The organism is Lactobacillus iners DSM 13335, assembly GCF_000160875.1.
Lineage (GTDB): Bacteria > Bacillota > Bacilli > Lactobacillales > Lactobacillaceae > Lactobacillus > Lactobacillus iners.
In genome coordinates, this window is the sequence record NZ_GG700805.1 from 373,818 (window position 1) to 394,535 (window position 20,718).

The 20,718-nt window shown below is 31.7% G+C and carries 17 protein-coding genes and 3 tRNA genes; 18 read left to right on the plus strand and 2 right to left on the minus strand.

Annotated elements, in window-relative coordinates; genetic code table 11:
* The first annotated feature begins 23 nt into the window (after positions 1 to 23).
* The 4 genes from HMPREF0520_RS03845 to HMPREF0520_RS03860 all read left to right on the plus strand — a co-directional run bounded on the left by HMPREF0520_RS03845 (position 24) and on the right by HMPREF0520_RS03860 (position 2,037).
* Positions 24 to 932 carry an L-lactate dehydrogenase gene (locus HMPREF0520_RS03845; RefSeq protein ID WP_006729607.1) on the plus strand — a complete coding sequence of 303 codons (909 nt, stop codon included), beginning with the start codon at positions 24 to 26 and terminating at the stop codon, positions 930 to 932.
* Between the two features lie 111 nt (positions 933 to 1,043).
* A tRNA-Tyr gene (locus HMPREF0520_RS03850) sits at positions 1,044 to 1,125 on the plus strand.
* Positions 1,126 to 1,132: 7 nt separating this feature from the next.
* A tRNA-Gln gene (locus HMPREF0520_RS03855) sits at positions 1,133 to 1,204 on the plus strand.
* A 131-nt stretch (positions 1,205 to 1,335) separates the two neighbouring features.
* A complete protein-coding gene (locus HMPREF0520_RS03860; RefSeq protein ID WP_006729608.1) occupies positions 1,336 to 2,037 on the plus strand; it encodes a GntR family transcriptional regulator in 702 nt (233 codons plus the stop codon).
* 99 nt (positions 2,038 to 2,136) lie between these two features.
* Here HMPREF0520_RS03860 and HMPREF0520_RS03865 read toward each other — a convergent pair whose 3' ends face one another.
* A complete protein-coding gene (locus HMPREF0520_RS03865) occupies positions 2,137 to 3,390 on the minus strand; it encodes an MFS transporter (RefSeq protein ID WP_006729609.1) in 1,254 nt (417 codons plus the stop codon).
* A 106-nt stretch (positions 3,391 to 3,496) separates the two neighbouring features.
* Here HMPREF0520_RS03865 and HMPREF0520_RS03870 point away from each other — a divergent pair, with 106 nt between their 5' ends.
* Positions 3,497 to 4,357, plus strand: coding sequence for a helix-turn-helix domain-containing protein (locus tag HMPREF0520_RS03870; RefSeq protein WP_006729610.1), 861 nt, complete (start codon positions 3,497 to 3,499; stop codon positions 4,355 to 4,357).
* 363 nt (positions 4,358 to 4,720) lie between these two features.
* Here HMPREF0520_RS03870 and tagD read toward each other — a convergent pair whose 3' ends face one another.
* Positions 4,721 to 5,110, minus strand: a complete 390-nt coding sequence (gene tagD / locus HMPREF0520_RS03875; RefSeq protein WP_006729611.1) for a glycerol-3-phosphate cytidylyltransferase — start codon at positions 5,108 to 5,110, stop codon at positions 4,721 to 4,723.
* 136 nt (positions 5,111 to 5,246) lie between these two features.
* Between tagD and HMPREF0520_RS03880 the strand changes: the two genes are divergently transcribed.
* The 13 genes from HMPREF0520_RS03880 (at position 5,247) to pcrA (ending at position 20,712) form a co-directional block, all read left to right on the plus strand.
* The gene (locus HMPREF0520_RS03880; protein WP_006729612.1) at positions 5,247 to 6,380 is read left to right on the plus strand and encodes a CDP-glycerol--glycerophosphate glycerophosphotransferase; all 1,134 of its coding nucleotides are present in this window, start codon (positions 5,247 to 5,249) and stop codon (positions 6,378 to 6,380) included.
* A gap of 14 nt (positions 6,381 to 6,394) precedes the next feature.
* The gene (locus tag HMPREF0520_RS03885) at positions 6,395 to 7,822 is read left to right on the plus strand and encodes a lipopolysaccharide biosynthesis protein (protein WP_006729613.1); all 1,428 of its coding nucleotides are present in this window, start codon (positions 6,395 to 6,397) and stop codon (positions 7,820 to 7,822) included.
* Between the two features lie 3 nt (positions 7,823 to 7,825).
* Positions 7,826 to 8,551, plus strand: coding sequence for a WecB/TagA/CpsF family glycosyltransferase (locus tag HMPREF0520_RS03890; protein ID WP_006729614.1), 726 nt, complete (start codon positions 7,826 to 7,828; stop codon positions 8,549 to 8,551).
* A gap of 35 nt (positions 8,552 to 8,586) precedes the next feature.
* Positions 8,587 to 9,675, plus strand: a complete 1,089-nt coding sequence (locus HMPREF0520_RS03895; RefSeq protein ID WP_006729615.1) for a glycosyltransferase — start codon at positions 8,587 to 8,589, stop codon at positions 9,673 to 9,675.
* A 62-nt stretch (positions 9,676 to 9,737) separates the two neighbouring features.
* Positions 9,738 to 10,436, plus strand: a complete 699-nt coding sequence (locus HMPREF0520_RS03900) for a glycosyltransferase family 32 protein (RefSeq protein ID WP_006729616.1) — start codon at positions 9,738 to 9,740, stop codon at positions 10,434 to 10,436.
* A 50-nt stretch (positions 10,437 to 10,486) separates the two neighbouring features.
* Entirely contained in the window at positions 10,487 to 11,965 is a 1,479-nt protein-coding gene (locus HMPREF0520_RS03905; protein ID WP_006729617.1) for a nicotinate phosphoribosyltransferase, read from the plus strand.
* A 2-nt stretch (positions 11,966 to 11,967) separates the two neighbouring features.
* A complete protein-coding gene (gene nadE / locus HMPREF0520_RS03910; protein WP_006729618.1) occupies positions 11,968 to 12,804 on the plus strand; it encodes an ammonia-dependent NAD(+) synthetase in 837 nt (278 codons plus the stop codon).
* A gap of 185 nt (positions 12,805 to 12,989) precedes the next feature.
* A complete protein-coding gene (locus HMPREF0520_RS03915) occupies positions 12,990 to 15,653 on the plus strand; it encodes a cation-translocating P-type ATPase (protein WP_006729619.1) in 2,664 nt (887 codons plus the stop codon).
* 145 nt (positions 15,654 to 15,798) lie between these two features.
* Entirely contained in the window at positions 15,799 to 16,941 is a 1,143-nt protein-coding gene (gene guaB, locus HMPREF0520_RS03920; protein ID WP_006729620.1) for an IMP dehydrogenase, read from the plus strand.
* Positions 16,942 to 17,012: 71 nt separating this feature from the next.
* Positions 17,013 to 17,098 (plus strand) — tRNA-Leu (locus HMPREF0520_RS03925).
* A gap of 58 nt (positions 17,099 to 17,156) precedes the next feature.
* On the plus strand, positions 17,157 to 17,768 hold the full coding sequence (locus tag HMPREF0520_RS03930) for an ECF transporter S component (RefSeq protein ID WP_006729621.1): 612 nt from the start codon (positions 17,157 to 17,159) through the stop codon (positions 17,766 to 17,768).
* A 2-nt stretch (positions 17,769 to 17,770) separates the two neighbouring features.
* Positions 17,771 to 18,382, plus strand: coding sequence for a glycoside hydrolase family 73 protein (locus HMPREF0520_RS03935; protein WP_006729622.1), 612 nt, complete (start codon positions 17,771 to 17,773; stop codon positions 18,380 to 18,382).
* Positions 18,383 to 18,483: 101 nt separating this feature from the next.
* The gene (gene pcrA / locus HMPREF0520_RS03940; RefSeq protein ID WP_010221757.1) at positions 18,484 to 20,712 is read left to right on the plus strand and encodes a DNA helicase PcrA; all 2,229 of its coding nucleotides are present in this window, start codon (positions 18,484 to 18,486) and stop codon (positions 20,710 to 20,712) included.
* The last annotated feature ends 6 nt before the right edge of the window (positions 20,713 to 20,718 follow it).

Consider the following 20,718-nt stretch of genomic DNA (forward strand, 5'->3'; position numbering starts at 1 on the left):
TTTATAAGTAAGAAGGTTTGTTTATGAGAAAAGTAGGAATTATCGGGTTAGGTCATGTAGGTGCTACAGTAGCTTATACTTTATTTACGCATGGTGTCGTAGATACAATGGTTTTGATTGATGCAAATGAAGGAAAAGCAGTTGCAGAATATAATGATTTAAGAGATACATTAGCTCGTAATGATTATCATGTTAATGTCTATATGCAAGATTGGAGTCAATTAGCTGATGCTGATATAATCATCACATCATTTGGTAAAATTTCTGCAGTTATCGAAAATGGTGACCGTTTTGGCGAGTTTGGAATAAATAGCAAGAATGCCAAAGAAATAGGTGAAAAAATTAAAGCGACAGGTTTTAAAGGAATCATTATTAATATTTCTAATCCGTGTGATGCTATTACTACTCTATTACAAGAAACAATAGGATTACCTCACAACAAAATATTTGGAACTGGTACTTTTTTAGATACAGCTAGAATGCAACGAATTGTTGCTGAGGAATTAGGACAAGATCCGAGAAATGTACAAGGCTTTGTTTTAGGTGAACATGGCTCATCACAATTTTCTGCTTGGTCAACTGTTAGTGTTAATGGTAAATCTGTATTAGAGATATTTGATGACCAAAAATTAGCTCAAATGAGTGCTCAATCAAATAAAAATTCATTTATCGTTGCTCGTGGTAAAGGATATACTAGCTATGCAATTGCTACTTGTGCTGTGAAACTAGTTTTAGCAATTTTTAGTGATGCACATCTTTTTGCACCTGTATCTGTTTATTTAGAAGAGTTTGGAACATATATTGGATATCCAGCAATAGTTGGCAAAAATGGAATTGAGCGTGTTGTTAAATTGAAATTGACAGATAATGAATATGCTCAGTTGGCAAAATCTGCAGATATTATTAAGGAACACATAGATCAAATCAAATAATTTTTAAGACGATAGATATTTCTATCGTTTTTTATATAAAAAATTAGCTAAAATATCCAAAAATGCTTGCAATTTAGTATATTTTTGATTATCATAATTAAGTAACGTTTTGGAGGAGTAGCGAAGTGGCTAAACGCGCCGGTCTGTAAAACCGTTCTCTCTGAGTTCAGTGGTTCGAATCCACTCTCCTCCATTGTTATTGGGTTATAGCCAAGTGGTAAGGCAACGGTTTTTGGTGCCGTCATGTGCTGGTTCGAATCCAGCTAACCCAATTGTTCGTTAGAACACCCAACCCTTAATGGAGAGAGGTCATCCTTGGATGACCTCTCTTTATTCTATATAATCAATAATATGGTGCTACTATGGGCTTTAGGTTAAAATTACATTTAAGAGGTACTATATAATGCAAGAACCTGTTTATATTAAAATACATAATCAACTAAAGAAAGACATCGAAAATAAAAAATATGCAGTTGGTGCAAGGATTCCAGCTGAGCGAAAATTAGCTTTAGAATTTAATGTTTCACGTATGACTTTGAGACAGGCTATTAAAACATTGGAAGATGAGGGCATTTTAGAGCGTCGGTTAGGCAGTGGGACATATGTTGCTAGTCAAAAGGTAAAAGAAAAGATGATGGGCATAATGTCATTCACAGATATTACCAAATTGAATCATCAGACGGCTTCTACTCGGTTGATTTCCTATCGTGTCACTCAACCATCATTGACTGAAAGAGAAAAGTTAGATTTAAATTCTATTGATGAAGTTTTACGAATGGAACGTGTAAGATCTGCTGATAATATTCCAATTTGCTATGAAGTAGCGACAATTCCATATACTTTAGTCAAAAATTTTTCTAAAGCAGAGTTATCTGCCGGATTGTATCAGACTTTAATTGAAAAAGGTGGCTATCAAATAGGTAAGGTAGTAGAAAATATTGGTGCTACTATTGCTACTGAGATGGATGCTCGACTTTTATCAGTCAATAAGGGTGAGGCATTGGTTACTAGGCGTCAAGTTACTTTTTTACAAAATAAAATGCCTTTTGAATACGTTCGAGCTTTCTATGTGGCAGATAGATTTGAATTTACTTTTGAAAAATGATATGAACAGAAAATTTAGAATATATGATTAATTTCATAATTATTTTGACCATAATAAAAGCCCCAAAATTTTGGAGCTTTTATCTTATAGTTGAATAGCTTAGCTAATTTCTACATTATTCATTTTATCTTTTGCATTTAGTTTGATTGATACAATGAAACTAATACATTCAATTACTAAAAGAACCAATAGTGAATATTTAACGTTAGTTAAACCAGAAATAGTTGTCAAGAACATAGTCATTGCTGGGGCAGTAGCCATGATGATTGTATTGAGTAAGCCCATACTTGAAGCTAAGATTGTTTGGTCGATAGTAGTGACTAACCATTGTTGCATTTTAAGTGAAGCAGTACTTGCGATTGCAGCTAATAATAAGTAAAATGGCAAGATTGCATAAATATTAGTTAAAAATGCTGCAATAGTAGTAGCGATGCTTAAAACAATAGCGATCATAACTATAATAAAAACTGATTGTTTTTTGAATAATTGTGGTCCAAAAGCACTTCCCAAGATCGATCCCACACTTATTACTACTCCGATTACCGCAAGAGTAAAACTATAATTAGAGATTAACATAGTGGAACGATGTCCAGCCATAATTATTGGTAATAGTGACCCCATTGCAGATAATGCACCATTAAGTAGTGCAATGACTAAAACGGTAGATAATAAACCAGACGCCTTTTTTATTTGTATATATGAAGATTTCATTGTTGCAAAAAAATTCTGATCATTTACTTCGGTTGATGCAAGCGGTGTATTTTCCTTGGTATGACGAAGTCCAACACTCAAATATAAAAGTCCAGCAGCTAAAAATGTAAATGCATTAATAAAAGCTAAATTTGAATAAGATAAGAAGAGCAGTAATCCTGATCCTACAAATTGGGCAGTAGTACTAAAAACCTCATCCAGACCATTTGTAAATCCTTCAGCTTCGGCAAATTTTTCTTTATCAACTAGTTCTACAATTATTGGAGCACACAATCCTGCTGAATAAGTACCAACTATATCAGAAATAAAGTTAATAACGATTATAATCAGTACTAGATTCCATTGTGAAATATGAGTAATAAATAAAAATCCTACTAAGCCGTAAAGGAAAAATCTAATGATAGCCATCCAAAAAATATTTTTTAATTTATTGCGTGTTTTATCAGCTAAATATCCACCAAATATATCTAATAATCTTGGTATTGATTCTGAGATAGCAATTAACGATAAAGCTAAAGAATAGTTTTTCAATTTACTTGCATAGGTCAAAAATGCTAAATAAAAAAGAATATCACCAGCAGTAGATAAAAAACTAGCAATAGAAAATCTTCTATAATATTTATTTTTTAAAAACACGTCCATAATTTTTAAACCTCTTTTTATAAATTTAATGTTGACTTTATTTTAGCAAAAAATTAGAATGAGTTTTAAAAATAGTCGTATTTGAATTTTAGTAGAGGCTATATTTATGACAATTGGTGAATTATTAAAAAAATATCGTGTTAGTCAAGGAAAAAAACAGGCCGAATTTACGAAGCGTGGTTTAATTGTTAGTCAATCTTACTATTCAAAGGTCGAAAAAAATATTAATCGAATTACAGCAGATAGTTTAATTGAATTGCTTAATTATAATAATATTCCATTATGGAAATTTTTTAGTCAACTAAATTCGACTGATGAGCTTAAATATCAGCAGATAAAGGATTTTAATAATACGATGGTTGAAGCTTATTATGAAAATAATATTGAGGAAGTTAAGCATTTAAAACCTTTATTAGAAGCTAGTAATTTGTCAATAAAAGATAAAGAAGAAGAGCAGCTTATTATAGATGCATGGATAGAAGCTATGAAACCTTCTAGTGAAGCTCCAAACTTAAAATTAAGAAACAAGATCAAAGAAAAAATATTTAATATATACGATTTCAATGATACAAATGTGGCATTATTTTGTAATTTTATGCAATTCTATGAACTTGATAGCAATATACTAATTTCCAAGAAAATTATAGAGAGGTATATTAATACAAAAAATACTAAAATGCAAGTAGTTTTGCTGGCTATAATAACAAATATATTAAATTTTGCACTTAATGACAATAAATACCAAAGTATAGATTATTTCATGGAAAATGGAGAAAAAATAAAAAATAAACCAGAATTATTATTTTATAAGTCAGCATTCTGTTTTTTTGAAAATATAATTTTTTATCGTCGTACAAATGATATTAAGTATTACGAAAAATGTATAAAAATTAAAGATTTTTTAGTGGGTGTTGGTATAACAGAATATGGTAAATTGCTCAATAAATTTCTTGTTAAATATAAATAGTTAGATTGTATAAAAAATATTTTCTTTGAATTATCTTAGTACTTTTAACGAATATATTTAATTGATTCTATTAGCATTATAAATAAGCATGATAATTTTTATTTTTCAAAGATACAAATTGTTAAGTCAAAGTTAAATAGTCGTATTTGAACATTAAAATCAAATACGACTATTTTTATTTTTAATAATATTAATGTCATATTATTAAACTGTTAAGATGTTAAACACAGAGGCTTTAGGATTGAAAATGGATGACGATAGTGGAATTAAGGTACCAGTTTTTATAAATTACAAGTTTAATATTTATTTTTGCCCATAACAAAAGCCCCAAAATTTTGGGGCTTATATCTTATAGTTTATTTTTTAATTATGTAGGTCATGTTTAATTTTAGTTGTAGAAATCCCTGGTGTGCGAGGTAAATAAACTACATTACAATATTCCTTGAGAAAATCGAATTTACCTTTCCAATCATCACCCATTACAAAGGTATCAATGTTATATTTTTGAACATCAGTAATCTTTTGGTTCCAGTCATTTTCTGGGATTACTTCATCAACATATTTGATAGCTTCAAGAATATATTTTCTTTCATTGTAGCTGTTATATGCTTCTTTGTGTTTTTTTAATTCATTAAATTCATCTGTAGATAAGGCGACGATTAAATAATCGCCCAATTCCTTCGCTCTTTTTAGTAAGCGAACATGACCATAATGCAAGAGGTCAAATGTACCATATGTGATTACTTTTTTCATAAAATATCTCCTTATATGTTATATTTTAGCAAAAAAAGCAGGTTATACATTAAATTTTTGCTTTTTTTAACAACTTAAATAGTTAGTTTTGTTAAAATAGATAGCAGTTAATAAGTATAACTGGCTGGAGGTATTCATGAAAGCATATTTATTTAGAATATATTTTAAATTGATTATGTTCTTATTGAAATTTGTTGGCACTGATAATAATTTATATGTTATTTTGAATGAAGCAGGTCGTTCTGGCTCCAATGGATTTATATTTTATAGATATTTAAAGAAATATCATCCAGAAGTAGATGTTGTTTTAGTAGAACCTTGGCCTTCAGCTCATCTTACTTTCAAAACATGGTTAAAAATTGGTCGAGCTAAGCATATTTTTACAACACATCAACCATTTAAAATTAAATCTAAGCAAGTTCTATCTTGCTTTTGGCATGGTATACCTTTGAAAAAGATGGCTTTGATGTCTAATAATACATCATATAAAAGTGATTGTCGGAACATTAAAAGTTGGCAAAAGGCTGATTATATTAGTTCAAGTTCTTCTTTATATGAAACCTTGATGACTTCTTGTATATCAGTTAAAGCTTCGAAATATGTTAGAACTGGCTTTCCTAGAATTGATGCTTTATATAATCCTGAGGTTACAAAAGCTGACATATTAAAGCAATATTTTAATGTGACGGATGTTACTGCCAAGATTGGTGTTTATATGCCTACTTTTCGATATGAATTGGAAGATGATTCAATTATGGATAAAATTAGTCGAGGTAATTTTTTTGCCTTTGATTATTTTGACTTGTCTAAATTAGAACAGGTATTGCAAAAGAAAAATAAGTACTTAATTGTAAAATTGCATCCATATGAGATGAAAAAAATAGATGAAAAATGTAAGAAGTATGATCATATTTATTTTTTGAAAGATATCGATTTATTTAAATTCAATTATGATATGTATGATTTACTAGGAAATACTGATTTTTTGATTACCGATTTCTCTTCAGTTTATTTTGACTATTTGCATTTGGATAAGCCAATCTATTTTGTAACTAATTTTTTGAAAGAGTATGAGAAAACTAGGGGGTTGTTGATGGGACCTTATGCCGATATTGTTCCTGGTGCCAAAATTAATACTTTTGTAGAATTGTTAGATATTTTAGAAAATGATACTGATACTTTTGCTCATGCAAGACGCCAATGGTTAAATATGACTTATGAGATAGACTTTCAACAAAATTGTAAGAGATGCTTTGATGCATTGAAGTAAAAAGGTGGATATTTGTGAAAAAAACTTTACTTAATATTTTATATAATGCAATTTATCAAATATTTTTAGTGTTAATCCCTTTAATTACAGTACCTTATCTTTCTAGAACTCTTGGCCCAGGTAGTTATGGAATTTATAGTAATGTTAATAATGTTATCCAATTTCTGATGGTCTTTTGTTCATTATCAATTTCATACATTGGAATGCGTACGATTTCAAAAATTAGAGCTCATAGTAATAAAGAAGAACTGACTGAGGCTTTTTGGGGCTTATGGTATTTTCAGGCTTTGGCCAGTTCAGTGATGATAATACTATTTATTATTTTCTTGCTTTTTATTCATATCAAATATTGGAATTATTTCTTTATTATGTTGCCTTTCTTAATTTCCGCTCAATTGGATATATCCTGGTTTTTTCAAGGATTAGCAGAATTTGGTAAGGTTGTTTTAAGAAATACTTGTGTTAAGCTATTATCAATTGCTTTGATATTGCTATTAGTTAAAAATCCTCAAGATTTAGATAAATATATGCTGATTATGTCAGTTTCTACTTTGTTGGGATCGTGTGTCTTTTGGCTTAATATTAAGCAATATGTTGCTAAACCGGTTAAGCATTTTTATAAATTTCAGCAGACTATTAAAGCAATTATCATTTTATTGATTCCGCAGATAGCTACTCAAATTTATACAGCATTGGATAAACCTTTATTAGGGATGTTTCAAAGTTCAACACAAGTTTCTTTCTACGATAATTCTCAAAAAATTTCTAAGATTATTTTAGGTATTATTACCAGTATTACTATTGTCATGATGCCGAAAATGGCAGCTGAAATAAAAGAAAAGCAAAGAGTGATGTTAAGAAAATCATTGGAGGCTACTGTTATGTTAGGACTTATTTTTGCAGTAGTAGTGATGATTAACACCAAAGAATTTGTTCCTTTCTTTTTCGGCAATAAATATTTGGCAATGACCGATTTAATGTTTTGGTTTACATTGACTGTAGTGATTATCCCTTTAGGTGGTGTTTTTGCCAATCAATTTGCTTTAGCTAATGGCAAAGACAAAGAGTATGCAATTCCGGTAATTATTGGAGCTATTATTGAGTGTATTGCGGCCTCAATTTTAGACATAGCATATGGAGCTTGTGGGGCACTGATTGCGATTTTATTTACCGAAACTATTGTGTGTGTTTTACGTATTTGGATTGTTAGAAAGGATTATGAATTTAAATATGTCTTTAAAGATATTCCTAAATACTTTTTGGCAGCAATAATTACTTTTGCTTGTGGCATGTTAATGCCTAGTTTGACTCACTCCGCATTTCTTAATATGGCATATAAATCTATTCTGGTAATGCTGATATATGGGTTAATTTTGGCATTGTTACATTTAGAATTGAATCAAGATATTGTCACTGTTATCAAAAAAATAATTAAGAGGTAAAAAATGAAAAAAGTTAATGTCTTAGGCGTTGAATTTGATAATTTAACTTTGCTAGAATTCAAAAAAGTTTTTTTGCAACGTATTAAGGATCAAAAGTCTACTTTAATTGTGACTGCTAATCCTGAGATTGTGATGCAGGCTAATAATGATGCTGCTTTTATGAATTTAATCAAAAATGATGCTGATTTTATTACTGCAGATGGTATAGGTATTGTTTTAGCAGGAAAAATTCAACATACACCCGTAAAAGAACGAGTTACTGGCTATGATATGTTTGTTTGGTTTTTGAAGATTGCTAATGAGCAGAAAAAACGGGTATATTTAATTGGTGCTAAAGCGGAAATTGCTAGCTTAGTTGATGCAAAATTAAGAAAAGAATATCCTGATTTGCAAATAGCTAAGGTTGAAGATGGCTATTTTAAAGAAGATTTAGAAACAGTTGCTAAGCGAATTAAGGCAGCAAAACCTGATATGGTTTTTGCTGCTTTAGGTTGTCCGCGTCAAGAACAGTTATTAGCGATTTTGAAAAAACAAGGTGTTCCTGCTATTATGATGGGAGTTGGCGGTAGCTTTGATGTATTTAGTGGTAAGGTTCGCCGTGCTCCTAAATTTTTCCAAAAAATACATCTGGAATGGTTTTATAGGCTGGCAACTAATCCAGCGAGGATTGGTAGAATGCAGGCTTTGCCAAAGTTTATTGTAAATGTATATCGACATCGAAAAAATTAAAAGATTAGATGAGATACAAAGAAAGCTGATATTTAATGAAAGTTTTACATATTAATGCTGGTCTAGAAAATGGCGGTGGATTATACCATATTATCAATTTGTTATCTGCTGCTAAAATGAGGAATAAAGATTATGAACTATTAACTCTAGCAGAAGGCCCAGTTAAAGCAGCAGCCGAAGAAGCAAAAATTAAAGTGACAAGTCTAGAGTCTAATAGTCGTTATGATATTAAAGTATTTCGTCGTTTAATCGATTATATTAATCAAAATAATTTTGATATTGTTCATACGCATGGTCCCAGAGCTAATTTATTTTTATATTTAATCCATAAAAAAATTAAAGCCAAATGGGTAGTTACTGTTCATTCCGATCCTTTACTTGATTTTGCTAATAAAGGTTTAATTGGAAAAATTTTTACTAAGTTGAATATTTTGGCCTTGCGTCATGCTGACCAAATCTTTGCTATTACACAAAGATTTGCTGATTTATTAACTGATCAAGTGAAAATCGATCCTAAAAAAATAATAGTTATTTACAATGGTATTTTCTTTAAAAATCAGATTCCAGTTAAGTTAACGCATGATAAATTTAATATTATTAATGTTGCTCGCTGCGAAAAAATTAAGGGACAAGATTTATTATTAAAGGCTTTGCATGCTGCTGATGACCAGCGATTAATGTTGCATATTGCTGGTGATGGCAGTCAATTGCCGCATTTAAAAGAATTAGCTAAAGAATTAAAGTTAGAAGATCAAGTTATTTTTCATGGCTTTTTAAGTCATACTGAACTAACAAAACTTTATCAAAAAATGGATTTAGTTGTTTTAAGTTCATATTCTGAAAGTTTTCCATTGGTATTATTAGAAGCTGGGGATAATGAATTACCACTTTTAAGTACAACGGTTGGTGATATCAAAAAATTGATTCCTGATGATGAATATGGTTTCATTGTCAATATAGGAGATGAAGTAGCTTTGTCTGATCAATTAGTCAATATTTCTAAATTATCTAAGAAACAATTGCAAATGATTGCTAAAAAGGAAAAGAAATATTTAGCAAATACTTTTTCAATCTATAATCAGCTAGCTGAGATTGACCAGGGATATCAATTGTTAATGAAATAAATTAGTAATTGTTTTATTATAAATTAGGCAATTAAAGATTACGCTAAAGTTGAGGTAAAATAATGATTCCAAAAATAATTCATTATGTATGGGTCGGAGGAAATCCAAAACCCAAAAATATTCAAAAATGTATGAAAACTTGGTCAAAACATTTAAAAGATTATCAAATTATTGAATGGAACGAATCTAATTTTGATATTCATGAAAATAAATATGTTGAGCAAGCATATAAGGCAAAAAAATGGGCCTTTGTGTCTGACTATATTAGGGCCAAAGCAATTTATGAAATGGGTGGCATTTATTTAGACACTGATGTCTTAGTATTAGATGATTTACATGAATTATTAGATAATCGTGCCTTTGTTGGATTTGAAAATATAGATAATCCATTTACAGCTGTTTTTGGTGCAGAACCTAAACATCCTTTAATTAAAGATATGCTTGATTATTATGATGATCGTAATTTCGAATTTGATGCTAGTGATCAATTAAAGGGCGTAAATACAGTATCTGTTTCTGATATTTTGAAAAAAGTATATGGTGCTAAGCCTAATAATCTTGAACAAACTATCAAAGATGGTGTTCATGTTTATCCAGATGGAATTTTATGTAATCCTTCCGGTCAATCAAAAACAATCCATGTATTTACTGGTACATGGATGGAGGGGAAAAAATCACTTAAGCGAAAAATTATTACAATGTTAAAAGTTAATATCAAAACTAAGTTTCAAGCTAAAGTTTATGCTAAGTTGTTTCGTTAATTTGAATATAATTGTTAAATATTGCACTACTAGTGTATGGGGGAAAGTAAATGTTTAATCCAGAATTAGATCGAGATGATTCACTAATATTACATACAGATTTATATGAAATTAATATGATGTATACATATTTTAAAAAGGGTATTAGTGAACGCAAAGCCGTTTTTGAAGTATATTTTAGAAAAGAGCCTTTTGGTAATGGTTATGCTTTATTTGCTGGATTAAGTCATATGATTGATTATATTAAAAAAATACATTTTGCCGAGAGTGATTTGCAATATTTGAAAGAAAATGAAAATTATGATGACGATTTTATTTCATATTTGCGTAATTTGAAAATTAATTTAACAGTTAGGTCTGCCCAAGAGGGTGAATTAGTTTTTGCTAATGAGCCGATTGTACAAGTAGAAGGTCCTTTAGCTCAATGTCAATTAGTGGAAACTGCAATTTTGAATATTATTAACTTTCAAACTTTGATTGCTACGAAGGCAGCTAGAGTAAAGATTGCAGTTGGCGATCAAGCTATAATGGAATTTGGCTCTAGGCGTGCTCAAGAAACAGATGCTGCAATTTGGGGAACACGAGCTGCATATATTGGTGGTTTTGATGCAACGAGTAATGTTAGAGCGGGAAAATTATTTGGTATTCCTATTTCTGGCACACATGCTCATTCATTAGTTCAAGCATTTGGTAATGAATATGACGCCTTTATGGCATATGCTCAAACGCATAAAGATTGCGTCTTTTTGGTCGATACTTATGATACATTGCGTAGTGGCGTGCCAACTGCTATTAAAGTAGCAGATGAAATGGGTGATAAGATTAATTTCTTAGGTGTGCGGATTGATTCTGGTGATATGGCCTATATTTCTAAAAAGATCCGTAAACAACTTGATGATGCTGGATATCCTAACGCTAAAATTTTTGCTTCTAATGATTTGGATGAAAAGACCATTTTGAACTTAAAAATGCAAGGTGCAAAAATAGATGTTTGGGGTGTGGGTACCAAATTAATTACAGCTTATGATCAGCCTGCTTTAGGTGGTGTATATAAGTTAGTTTCGATTGAACATAGTGATGGCAAAATGTATGATACATTGAAGATATCTTCTAATGCAGAAAAAGTTTCAACTCCAGGTAAGAAACAGGTCTGGCGTATATCAGCTAATTCTGAAAAGAAAAATGAAGGTGATTGGATTTCATGTTGGAATGAGGATCCTCGTAAGTTAGACGCTCTTTATATGTTTCATCCACAATATACTTATATTAATAAAATAGTGACAAATTATACTGCCTATCCAATTTTGAAAGATATTTTTGTTGATGGTAAACAAGTTTATGTAGAGCCTTCATTACAGGAAATTAAAAAGTTTGCAATGACTAATTTGGATGGATTATGGGACGAATATAAACGTAGCTTGAATCCTCAAGAGTATCCGGTTGATTTATCGCAAGCTTTATATGATCATAAGATGCATTTGATTAGCAAAATTAGAAATCAGATAATAAAAAGGGAATGTGAAGACTAATAATGAGAGATTTACAAAAAAAGATTATTGCGTATGAACAAGTTGCTCCAAAAATCGATGCTAAAAAAGAAATTAGACGTTCAATTAATTTCTTAAAAGAATATTTACTCAAAAATACAGGATTGAAAACTTATGTTTTAGGTATATCAGGCGGTCAAGATTCAACTTTAACAGGTAAGTTAGCTCAAATGGCTATCAGCGAATTAAGAGCAGAAACTGGTGATAATGAGTATCAATTTATTGCTGTAAGATTACCTTATGGTGTCCAAAAAGATGCTAGTGATGCTGCTGATGCCGTTGCATTTCAACATGCTGATCAGGATTTGATAGTTAATATTAAATCTGCAGTAGATGCAACAGTGAAAAGCCTAGAAGAATCTGGCATTGAAATTAGCGATTTTAATAAAGGAAATATCAAAGCTCGTCAAAGAATGATTGTACAATATGCTATTGCTGGTGCCAATAAAGGTGCAGTTATCGGAACAGATCATGCTGCTGAGAATATTTCTGGATTTTTTACTAAATATGGTGACGGAGCGTCTGATATTTTACCTATTTTTAGATTAAATAAACGTCAAGGAAAAGCTCTGTTACAAGAATTGAATTGCCCAAAGCATTTATATCAAAAGGCACCTACTGCCGACTTAGAAGAAAAACGACCAGCTTTGCCTGATGAGCAGGCATTAGGAGTCAGCTATGATAAGATAGATGATTATCTTGAAGGTAAAGAGTTAGCTAAAGTAGATGCTGAGCGGATTGAATATTTGTGGACAAGAAGCGAACATAAGCGACATTTGCCGATTACGATTTTTGATGATTTTTATAAAAAAAATAATTAAAATGAGCCGTCTTACTTGCCAACATTAAGATTTATTTAATATAATATAATCTAGTAAGGGAGTAACGGCAAGCAATTGCGGTAAGTTCAACACCCGAGAATGATAATTCTCTGGACTTATCTTAATAAGTGAGACTTATGTTTTATTTGACATAAGTCTTTTTTTTATCAATTGGAGGAAAAATTGTGCAACAAGAAATTTATCAACAAAAATCTGAAGATGTCATTAAACAACTTAAAACATCTATAAATACGGGACTAAGTTTACAACAGGTATCAGATAGACTTAAGACGGATGGCTTGAATGAGCTTGTGGGTAAGCAAAAACGTGGATTATTCTTGCGATTTATTGACCAATTTAAAGATTTTATGATTATAGTCCTGATTGTAGCTGCCATTTTATCAGGAGTAGTTGCAAATGAATGGACAGATGCGGCTATTATTATGTTTGTCGTTTTACTTAATGCGGTTTTGGGAATTATTCAAGAAGCTAGAAGTGAGGCAGCTATAGAAGCATTGAAGCAAATGTCGACGCCAAATGCTCATGTTCGTCGTGATGGTCAAGTTGTTGAGATTCCTAGTACACAACTGGTTAAGGGTGATATTGTATTACTTGAAGCTGGGGATGTTGTACCAGCAGATTTGCGGTTAGTTTTAGCTAAAAATCTTAAGATTGAAGAAGCTGCTCTCACTGGTGAATCTGTTCCAGTAGAAAAGAATAGTAAAGTGATTGAAGCCACTGATGTTGCTTTAGGAGATCGAATCAATATGGCATACTCTAACACCAATGTTACTTATGGTCGCGGTGAAGGGGTAGTTGTTGCTACAGCGATGGATACTGAAGTAGGTAAGATTGCAACAATGTTAAATAATGCTGATGAAACTGATACTCCATTAAAAGCCAACTTGAATCAATTAGGTAAAACTTTAACTTTAATGATTTTAGGAATATGTGCATTTGTATGTGTGGTTGGTATTTTTACTAAACAAGGAACGATGCCTTTTGACAAGCTGGCTATAGAAATGTTTTTAGTAGCTGTTTCTTTAGCAGTAGCTGCTATTCCAGAAGGGTTGCCAGCAATTGTTACTATCATTTTAGCTTTAGGTACTCAAAATATGGCTAAACATAAGGCGATTGTGCGAAAATTACCTGCTGTCGAAACTTTAGGAGCAACTGATATTATTGCTTCTGATAAAACAGGTACTTTGACTCAGAATAAAATGACTGTTGAAAAAGTCTTTTATAATGATACATATCATTGTGACAAATTAGAAGATAAAGATAATCTTGCCATTAAAATAATGATCCTAGCTAATGATACTAAAATAACTGATAATAATTCATTGCTAGGTGATCCTACTGAAACAGCTCTTATTCAATATGCTTTAGATTCTAAATGGAATGTTGTTGACTATTTAGCAAATAATAAGCGTGTTCAAGAAGTACCATTTGATTCGGATAGAAAATTGATGTCAACTGTTCATCAACAAGCAGATGGTAAATATTTTGTAGCAGTGAAGGGTGCTCCAGATGAGTTATTAAAGCGAGCAGTTTCACTATGGCATGATGATAAAATAGTTGATCTGGATGCATCAGAAAAGGCTAAAATTTTAGCTGCTAATAATGAAATGGCCAAAAATGCGTTGCGTGTTTTAGGTTTAGCTTACAAAGTTGTTGATGAAAAGTTCACTGAAGTTAATTCAGCGACAGTTGAACAGAACTTAATTTTTGTTGGTTTAGTTGGTATGATTGATCCAGAACGACCAGAAGCTAAAGCTGCAGTTGCTAAAGCAAAATCTGCTGGCATTAGGACCATAATGATTACTGGGGATCATCAAGTAACTGCTGCTGCAATTGCTAAACGTTTGGGAATTATTGGCGAAGATGATACTAATTGTGTCATTACTGGTGCAGAACTAGACAAGATATCAGATACAGATTTTGTTAAATGTGTAGCTAATTATAAAGTTTATGCACGTGTATCACCTGAACATAAAGTAAGAATTGTAAAAGCTTGGCAGAAAAATGGTAAAATTGTTGCCATGACAGGTGATGGAGTAAATGATGCACCGAGTTTGAAACAAGCTGATATTGGTATTGGCATGGGTATTACTGGTACAGAAGTATCTAAGGGAGCTAGCGATATGGTGCTGGCTGATGATAATTTTGCTACCATTGTTGAAGCAGTGCGACAAGGGCGGAAAATTTTTTCTAATATCCAAAAAGCAATTTTATATCTGATGAGTTGTAATGTTGGTGAAGTTTTAACTGTCTTTATGATGACGATGTTAGGTTGGGAAATTTTAGCTCCCGTTCAATTATTGTGGATTAATTTAGTCACAGATACATTGCCAGCGGTAGCTTTAGGTGTAGATCCAGTTGAAAGAGACATTATGAAACGGAAACCACGTGGTAAAAAATCTAACTTTTTATCGGCAGTGGGAATATCAATTGTTTATCAAGGTATTTTAGAAGGAATATTGGTTTTAGGTGTTTATCAAATTGGCTTACATATTGGACCGCATATTGATAACTATAAGTTGTTACATGGTGATGCTCTAACTATGGCATTTTTAACTTTGGGATTAATTCAGTTATTCCATGCTTTTAATTCTAAATTTATTACAAAGTCGATTTTCTGCAAAGATACTTTAAAGAATAAATGGTTTAATTTGGCGATTATAGTTTCCGCAATTATTATGTCTGCAGTAGAAATTCCAGGTTTAACATCTTTATTTAAGGTTACAGAATTGGATATAGCACAATGGCTCGTTGTGTTAACTGCAGGTATTTTAATGATTGCGATTGTAGAAATTGTTAAATTATTTCAACGGAATGCTGAAAAATAAATATTGATTATAAAAACATATTTCATAACAAAGTTATTGAAGTATGTTTTTTGTTATAATTTTTTGAATTGTAGATCGCTTGTTTTTTTTATGAAAAACGTGTAATCTATGAACAAATAATATTTTGAAAAGGAGAAATAAAAGGATGTCAAGCTGGGAAACTAAATTTGCAAAAAAAGGATTAACTTTTGATGATGTATTATTAATACCTGCTGAAAGTCATGTTTTGCCAAACGAAGTGGATTTAAGTGTTAAGTTGGCTGATAATATTAAGTTGAATTTACCATTCATTTCTGCTGGTATGGATACAGTGACTGAAAGCTCAATGGCAATTGCTATGGCCCTTCAAGGTGGTATGGGTGTTATTCATAAAAATATGTCTATTGTAGCACAAGCAGGTGAAGTAGCAACTGTAAAAGGTGTTATGCTTTCAGGTAATTTTACTAGAGCAGCAGTTGATGAGGAAAATAAATTACTAGTTGCAGCAGCAGTAGGAGTGACGTCCGATACTTTTCAAAGAGCACAGGCATTGCTGGAAGCAGGAGCTAATGCTATTGTTATTGATACTGCTCATGGTCATTCAGCTGGTGTTTTACGCAAAATAAAGGAAATACGTGAGCATTTTCCTAAGGCAACATTAATTGCTGGTAATGTTGCTACAGCAGAAGGCACCAAGGCTTTATTTGATAGTGGCGTTGATATTGTTAAAGTGGGTATTGGACCTGGTTCAATTTGTACTACTAGAATTATTGCCGGGGTTGGTGTACCACAAATTACTGCTATCTATGATGCAGCTAGTGTAGCACGTGAATATGGTAAGACGATAATTGCCGATGGCGGTATCAAATATTCAGGTGATATTGTTAAAGCTATTGCAGCTGGCGGTAATGCAGTTATGCTAGGTAGTATGTTTGCTGGAACTACTGAAACACCTGGTCAAATTATTACAGATGGTGATAAAAAATACAAAGTATATCGTGGCATGGGATCGATTGGAGCAATGGCTCAATCACATGGTTCATCAGATCGTTATTTCCAAGGCGGTGTGAATGAAGCTAACAAATTAGTTCCTGAAGGAATTGAAGCACGTGTTGAGTACAAAGGTGATGTTAGTGATACCATTTTCCAGTTAATCGGTGGCTTAAGATCAGGTATGGGTTATGTAGGAGCACGTAATATTGACGAATTAATTAATAAGGCACAGTTTGTGCAAATGACTAATTCTGGGTTAAGAGAATCACATCCACATGATGTGCAAATAACTAAGGCTGCTCCTAATTATAAATAATTCGATATTTTTAAATACTTAAATAATATACCTTGTAAAAATGAATAAAATTAGGTATACTATTTAGGTACGCGGGCGTGGCGGAATGGCAGACGCGCAAGACTAAGGATCTTGTGATCGCTTTTAGATCGTGGAAGTTCGAGTCTTCTCGCCCGCATATGATTAAGAAAGCAATTCATGACTTTCTTTTTTTTTTACTCGGAGATAGATGTATAATGGCTAACAAAAAAATAAATACAATAGCTATATTTAGTGTATTTGTAGCTATTGTAATGTTACAAACTTTTATTCCATGTTTAGGATATATTAGATTTTTCCCTGCTTTGCCAGCAATTACGACATTACCTTTAACAGTAACTGTTTTTGGAATATTAATGGGACCAAAAATGGGTGGCTTTTTGGGTTTCTTTTGGGGAACCTTGAGTTTGTTTAGAGCTTATACGCAGCCTGCAGATTTAGTTTCAATTATGTTATTTCAAAATGCAGTGATTGCCATTATCCCCAGATTTTTAGCAGGTGTGGTTCCTGGACTTGTCGGAAAATTGTGGCAACAACGGCATTCGACTAGAAATTATTTGATTAGTGTTGCTGCTGGAGTGGCGTCCACTTTAACAAATACTTTAATGGTTATTTTATTTACGAGTATTTTTTATAATCATTCTTCTAAGTTAATGTCATGCTTAGGTTATACAGATACATCAAAATCTTTGATTATCGTTTTATTGACTGCTTTGAGCTTTAATAGTGCATGTGAGGCAATTTTTACTGGTATTTTGACACCTCTAATTGTAGTTCCTTTAAGAAAAGTATTATCTAAGAGGCTATAATTATGAAAAAGAAATACTGCAAAAATCAAATGGATTTTATGTTGATAAAAGTTTTGCTCATATTATTGACATTTATGTTGTGTTTACTAATTTCTAGACATATCCATCATCAGGTGCAACCACCAATTAATAATGATATTGATTTGATTCAAAAAAAAGCTTTTATTAAAAAAATGGTTCCCCTTGCTCAGGCAGAGTATCAAAAATATCCTATTTTTCCTAGTGTTACAATCGCTCAAGCTTGCTTAGAGAGTGATTATGGGCGTAGCAGTTTATCTAAGAAGTACAATAATTTATTTGGAATGAAGGGTACAGATCCTAATAGGACAAAGTTGATGGAAACAAAGGAGTTTGTAAATAACAAGTGGATTGTTATCAAAGCTCGCTTTTGTGTTTTCAATTCAATGGAAGAATGTGTAAAAAAGCATACACTTTTGTTAGTTAATGGGACGACGTGGAATCCTAGACAATATCAACATGTGTTAAATAGCACGACTTATATACAACAAGCTGAGTCATTACAAAAAGATGGATATGCGACAGATCCTTCGTATAGTAAATCGCTATTAAAAATTATTGACGAATTTAAATTGTATCAATATGATTATCGATAAATTCGAACCCGCTTTTAGATACTTGTAATTAATCTTAAAGCGAGTTTTTTGTTATAATAAATAAAGCTTATTATTAATATTATTTAGTTTGGAGTATGTTCATGAACGAAGAATCTATGTTAGCTGGGCTAAATCCTGAGCAACAACAAGCAGTAAAATGCACTCAAGGACCACTCTTAGTAGTGGCAGGTGCTGGCAGTGGCAAAACCTCTGTTTTAACCAGAAGAATCGCTTACCTGATTAGAGAAAAAGGTGTTGCTCCATGGAATATTTTGGCTATTACTTTTACCAATAAAGCTGCTAGCGAGATGAGAGAAAGAGTAAAACAATTACTAGATAGTGATGCAGATAGTATCTGGATGTCGACTTTCCATGCATTATGTGTCCGCATTTTGCGTAGATATGCCGAAAAAATCGGTTATGCTAATAATTTCTCTATTGCTGATACGGCAGAACAACTAACTTTAATTAAGCGAATTTTGAAGGAACTTAATATTGACAGTAAGAAATTTGATCCTAAGAGTCTTGTAAATGCAATTTCTAATGCCAAAAATGATTTGCTAGATCCTGAGGAATATGCCAAACAGGTTTCAAATGAATATGAAAAGAAAATTGCAATAGTTTATCGAGAGTATCAAAAGAATTTAAAACATGATTGCATCATGGATTTTGATGATTTGATTATGCAAACATTGGTTTTATTTAAATCAGAACCAGAAGTTTTACATTATTATCAAAATAAATTTTGGTATATTTTAGTTGATGAATATCAAGATACAAATCAAGCTCAATATGAATTATGTCATTTGTTAGCACAGCAACATAAAAATATTTGTGTAGTAGGGGATGCAGATCAGTCTATTTATGGCTGGCGTGGAGCTAATATGCAAAATATTTTGAATTTTGAACAAGATTACCGCAATGATAATTGTAATACTATTAAGTTAGAGCAGAATTATCGTTCTACTGGACATATTTTAAATGCTGCGAATGCTGTTATCAAAAATAATAAAAATCGTAAACCTAAAAAATTATGGACCAATAGTGGTGAAGGTTCCAAGGTAAATTATTATCGGGCAAGTACAGGTAATGATGAAGCAATTTTTATTATTGGAAAAATTAATAAAGAGATTAAAGAAAATGGCTATAAATATAGTGATTTTGCAATTTTATATAGAACTAATGCACAATCTCGTAATATAGAAGAAGCTTTTGTTAAATCGAATATTCCTTATAAAATTGTAGGTGGACATAAGTTCTATGATCGTAAAGAAATCAAGGATATTATGGCTTATTTGCGATTGGTTGCTAATCCAGCAGACTACATGAGTTTACATAGAATCATTAATGCACCTAGACGTGGCATAGGTCCGACAACAATTAGTAAGTTTGAAGAATTTATGTTTAGTAATAATTATACTGCCTTAGAAGCTTTACAGAGCTTAGAGTTAGCCCCAATTAGTGGTAAATTATTCAATATTATGAAAGATTTTGGCAGAAAATTAGAAGAAATGATTATTTTTGCTAAAAATAACACTGTTACAGAGTTGACTAATAAAATTTTGAATGATTTTGGTTATATTGATGCGTTAAAAGCAGAACACACTATTGAAGCTGATACCAGGTTAGAAAACTTAGATGAATTTTTAACTGTAACTAAGCAATTTGATGATAATTATGAGGCAAACGAAGACGGTGCTAAAGCAGTTGATGACTTTTTAGCTGAAGTTTCGCTTTTAAGTGATCAAGATGATTTACAAGAAAATATCGATCAAGTAGCTTTAATGACTTTGCATGCTGCTAAAGGATTAGAATTCCCTGTTGTTTTTTTGGTAGGAATGGAAGAAGGGATTTTTCCGCTTGCACGTGCTCAATCTGATAATAGTGAATTGGAAGAAGAAAGAAGATTAGCATATGTAGGCATTACACGTGCTAAAAAGCAATTGTATTTGACAAATGCTATTCATAGAATGTTATATGGTCATTATCAAAATAATAATGCGTCACGTTTTATTTCTGAAATAAATGATATCGATTTAGCGGATATTAGTCCTGTTGCAGATAATAGTTTTAGTTCTTTTGCTAATAAAAATACTAACTCACATAGTGTTCAACATGAGAAACCAGTAATAGCCAAAAAGGCAGCTGGAGCTATTGGTGCAGATAAAAAGACTTGGTCAGTGGGAGATCAAGTGGAACATAAGGCGTGGGGCAAAGGTGTTGTCACTAAAGTTAATGGTAGCGGTGAAGATATGGAGTTGGATATAGCCTTTGCTAACTTAGGTGTTAAGCGTCTTTTGGCAGCTTTTGCACCTATTAAGAAGGTATGATTAAAG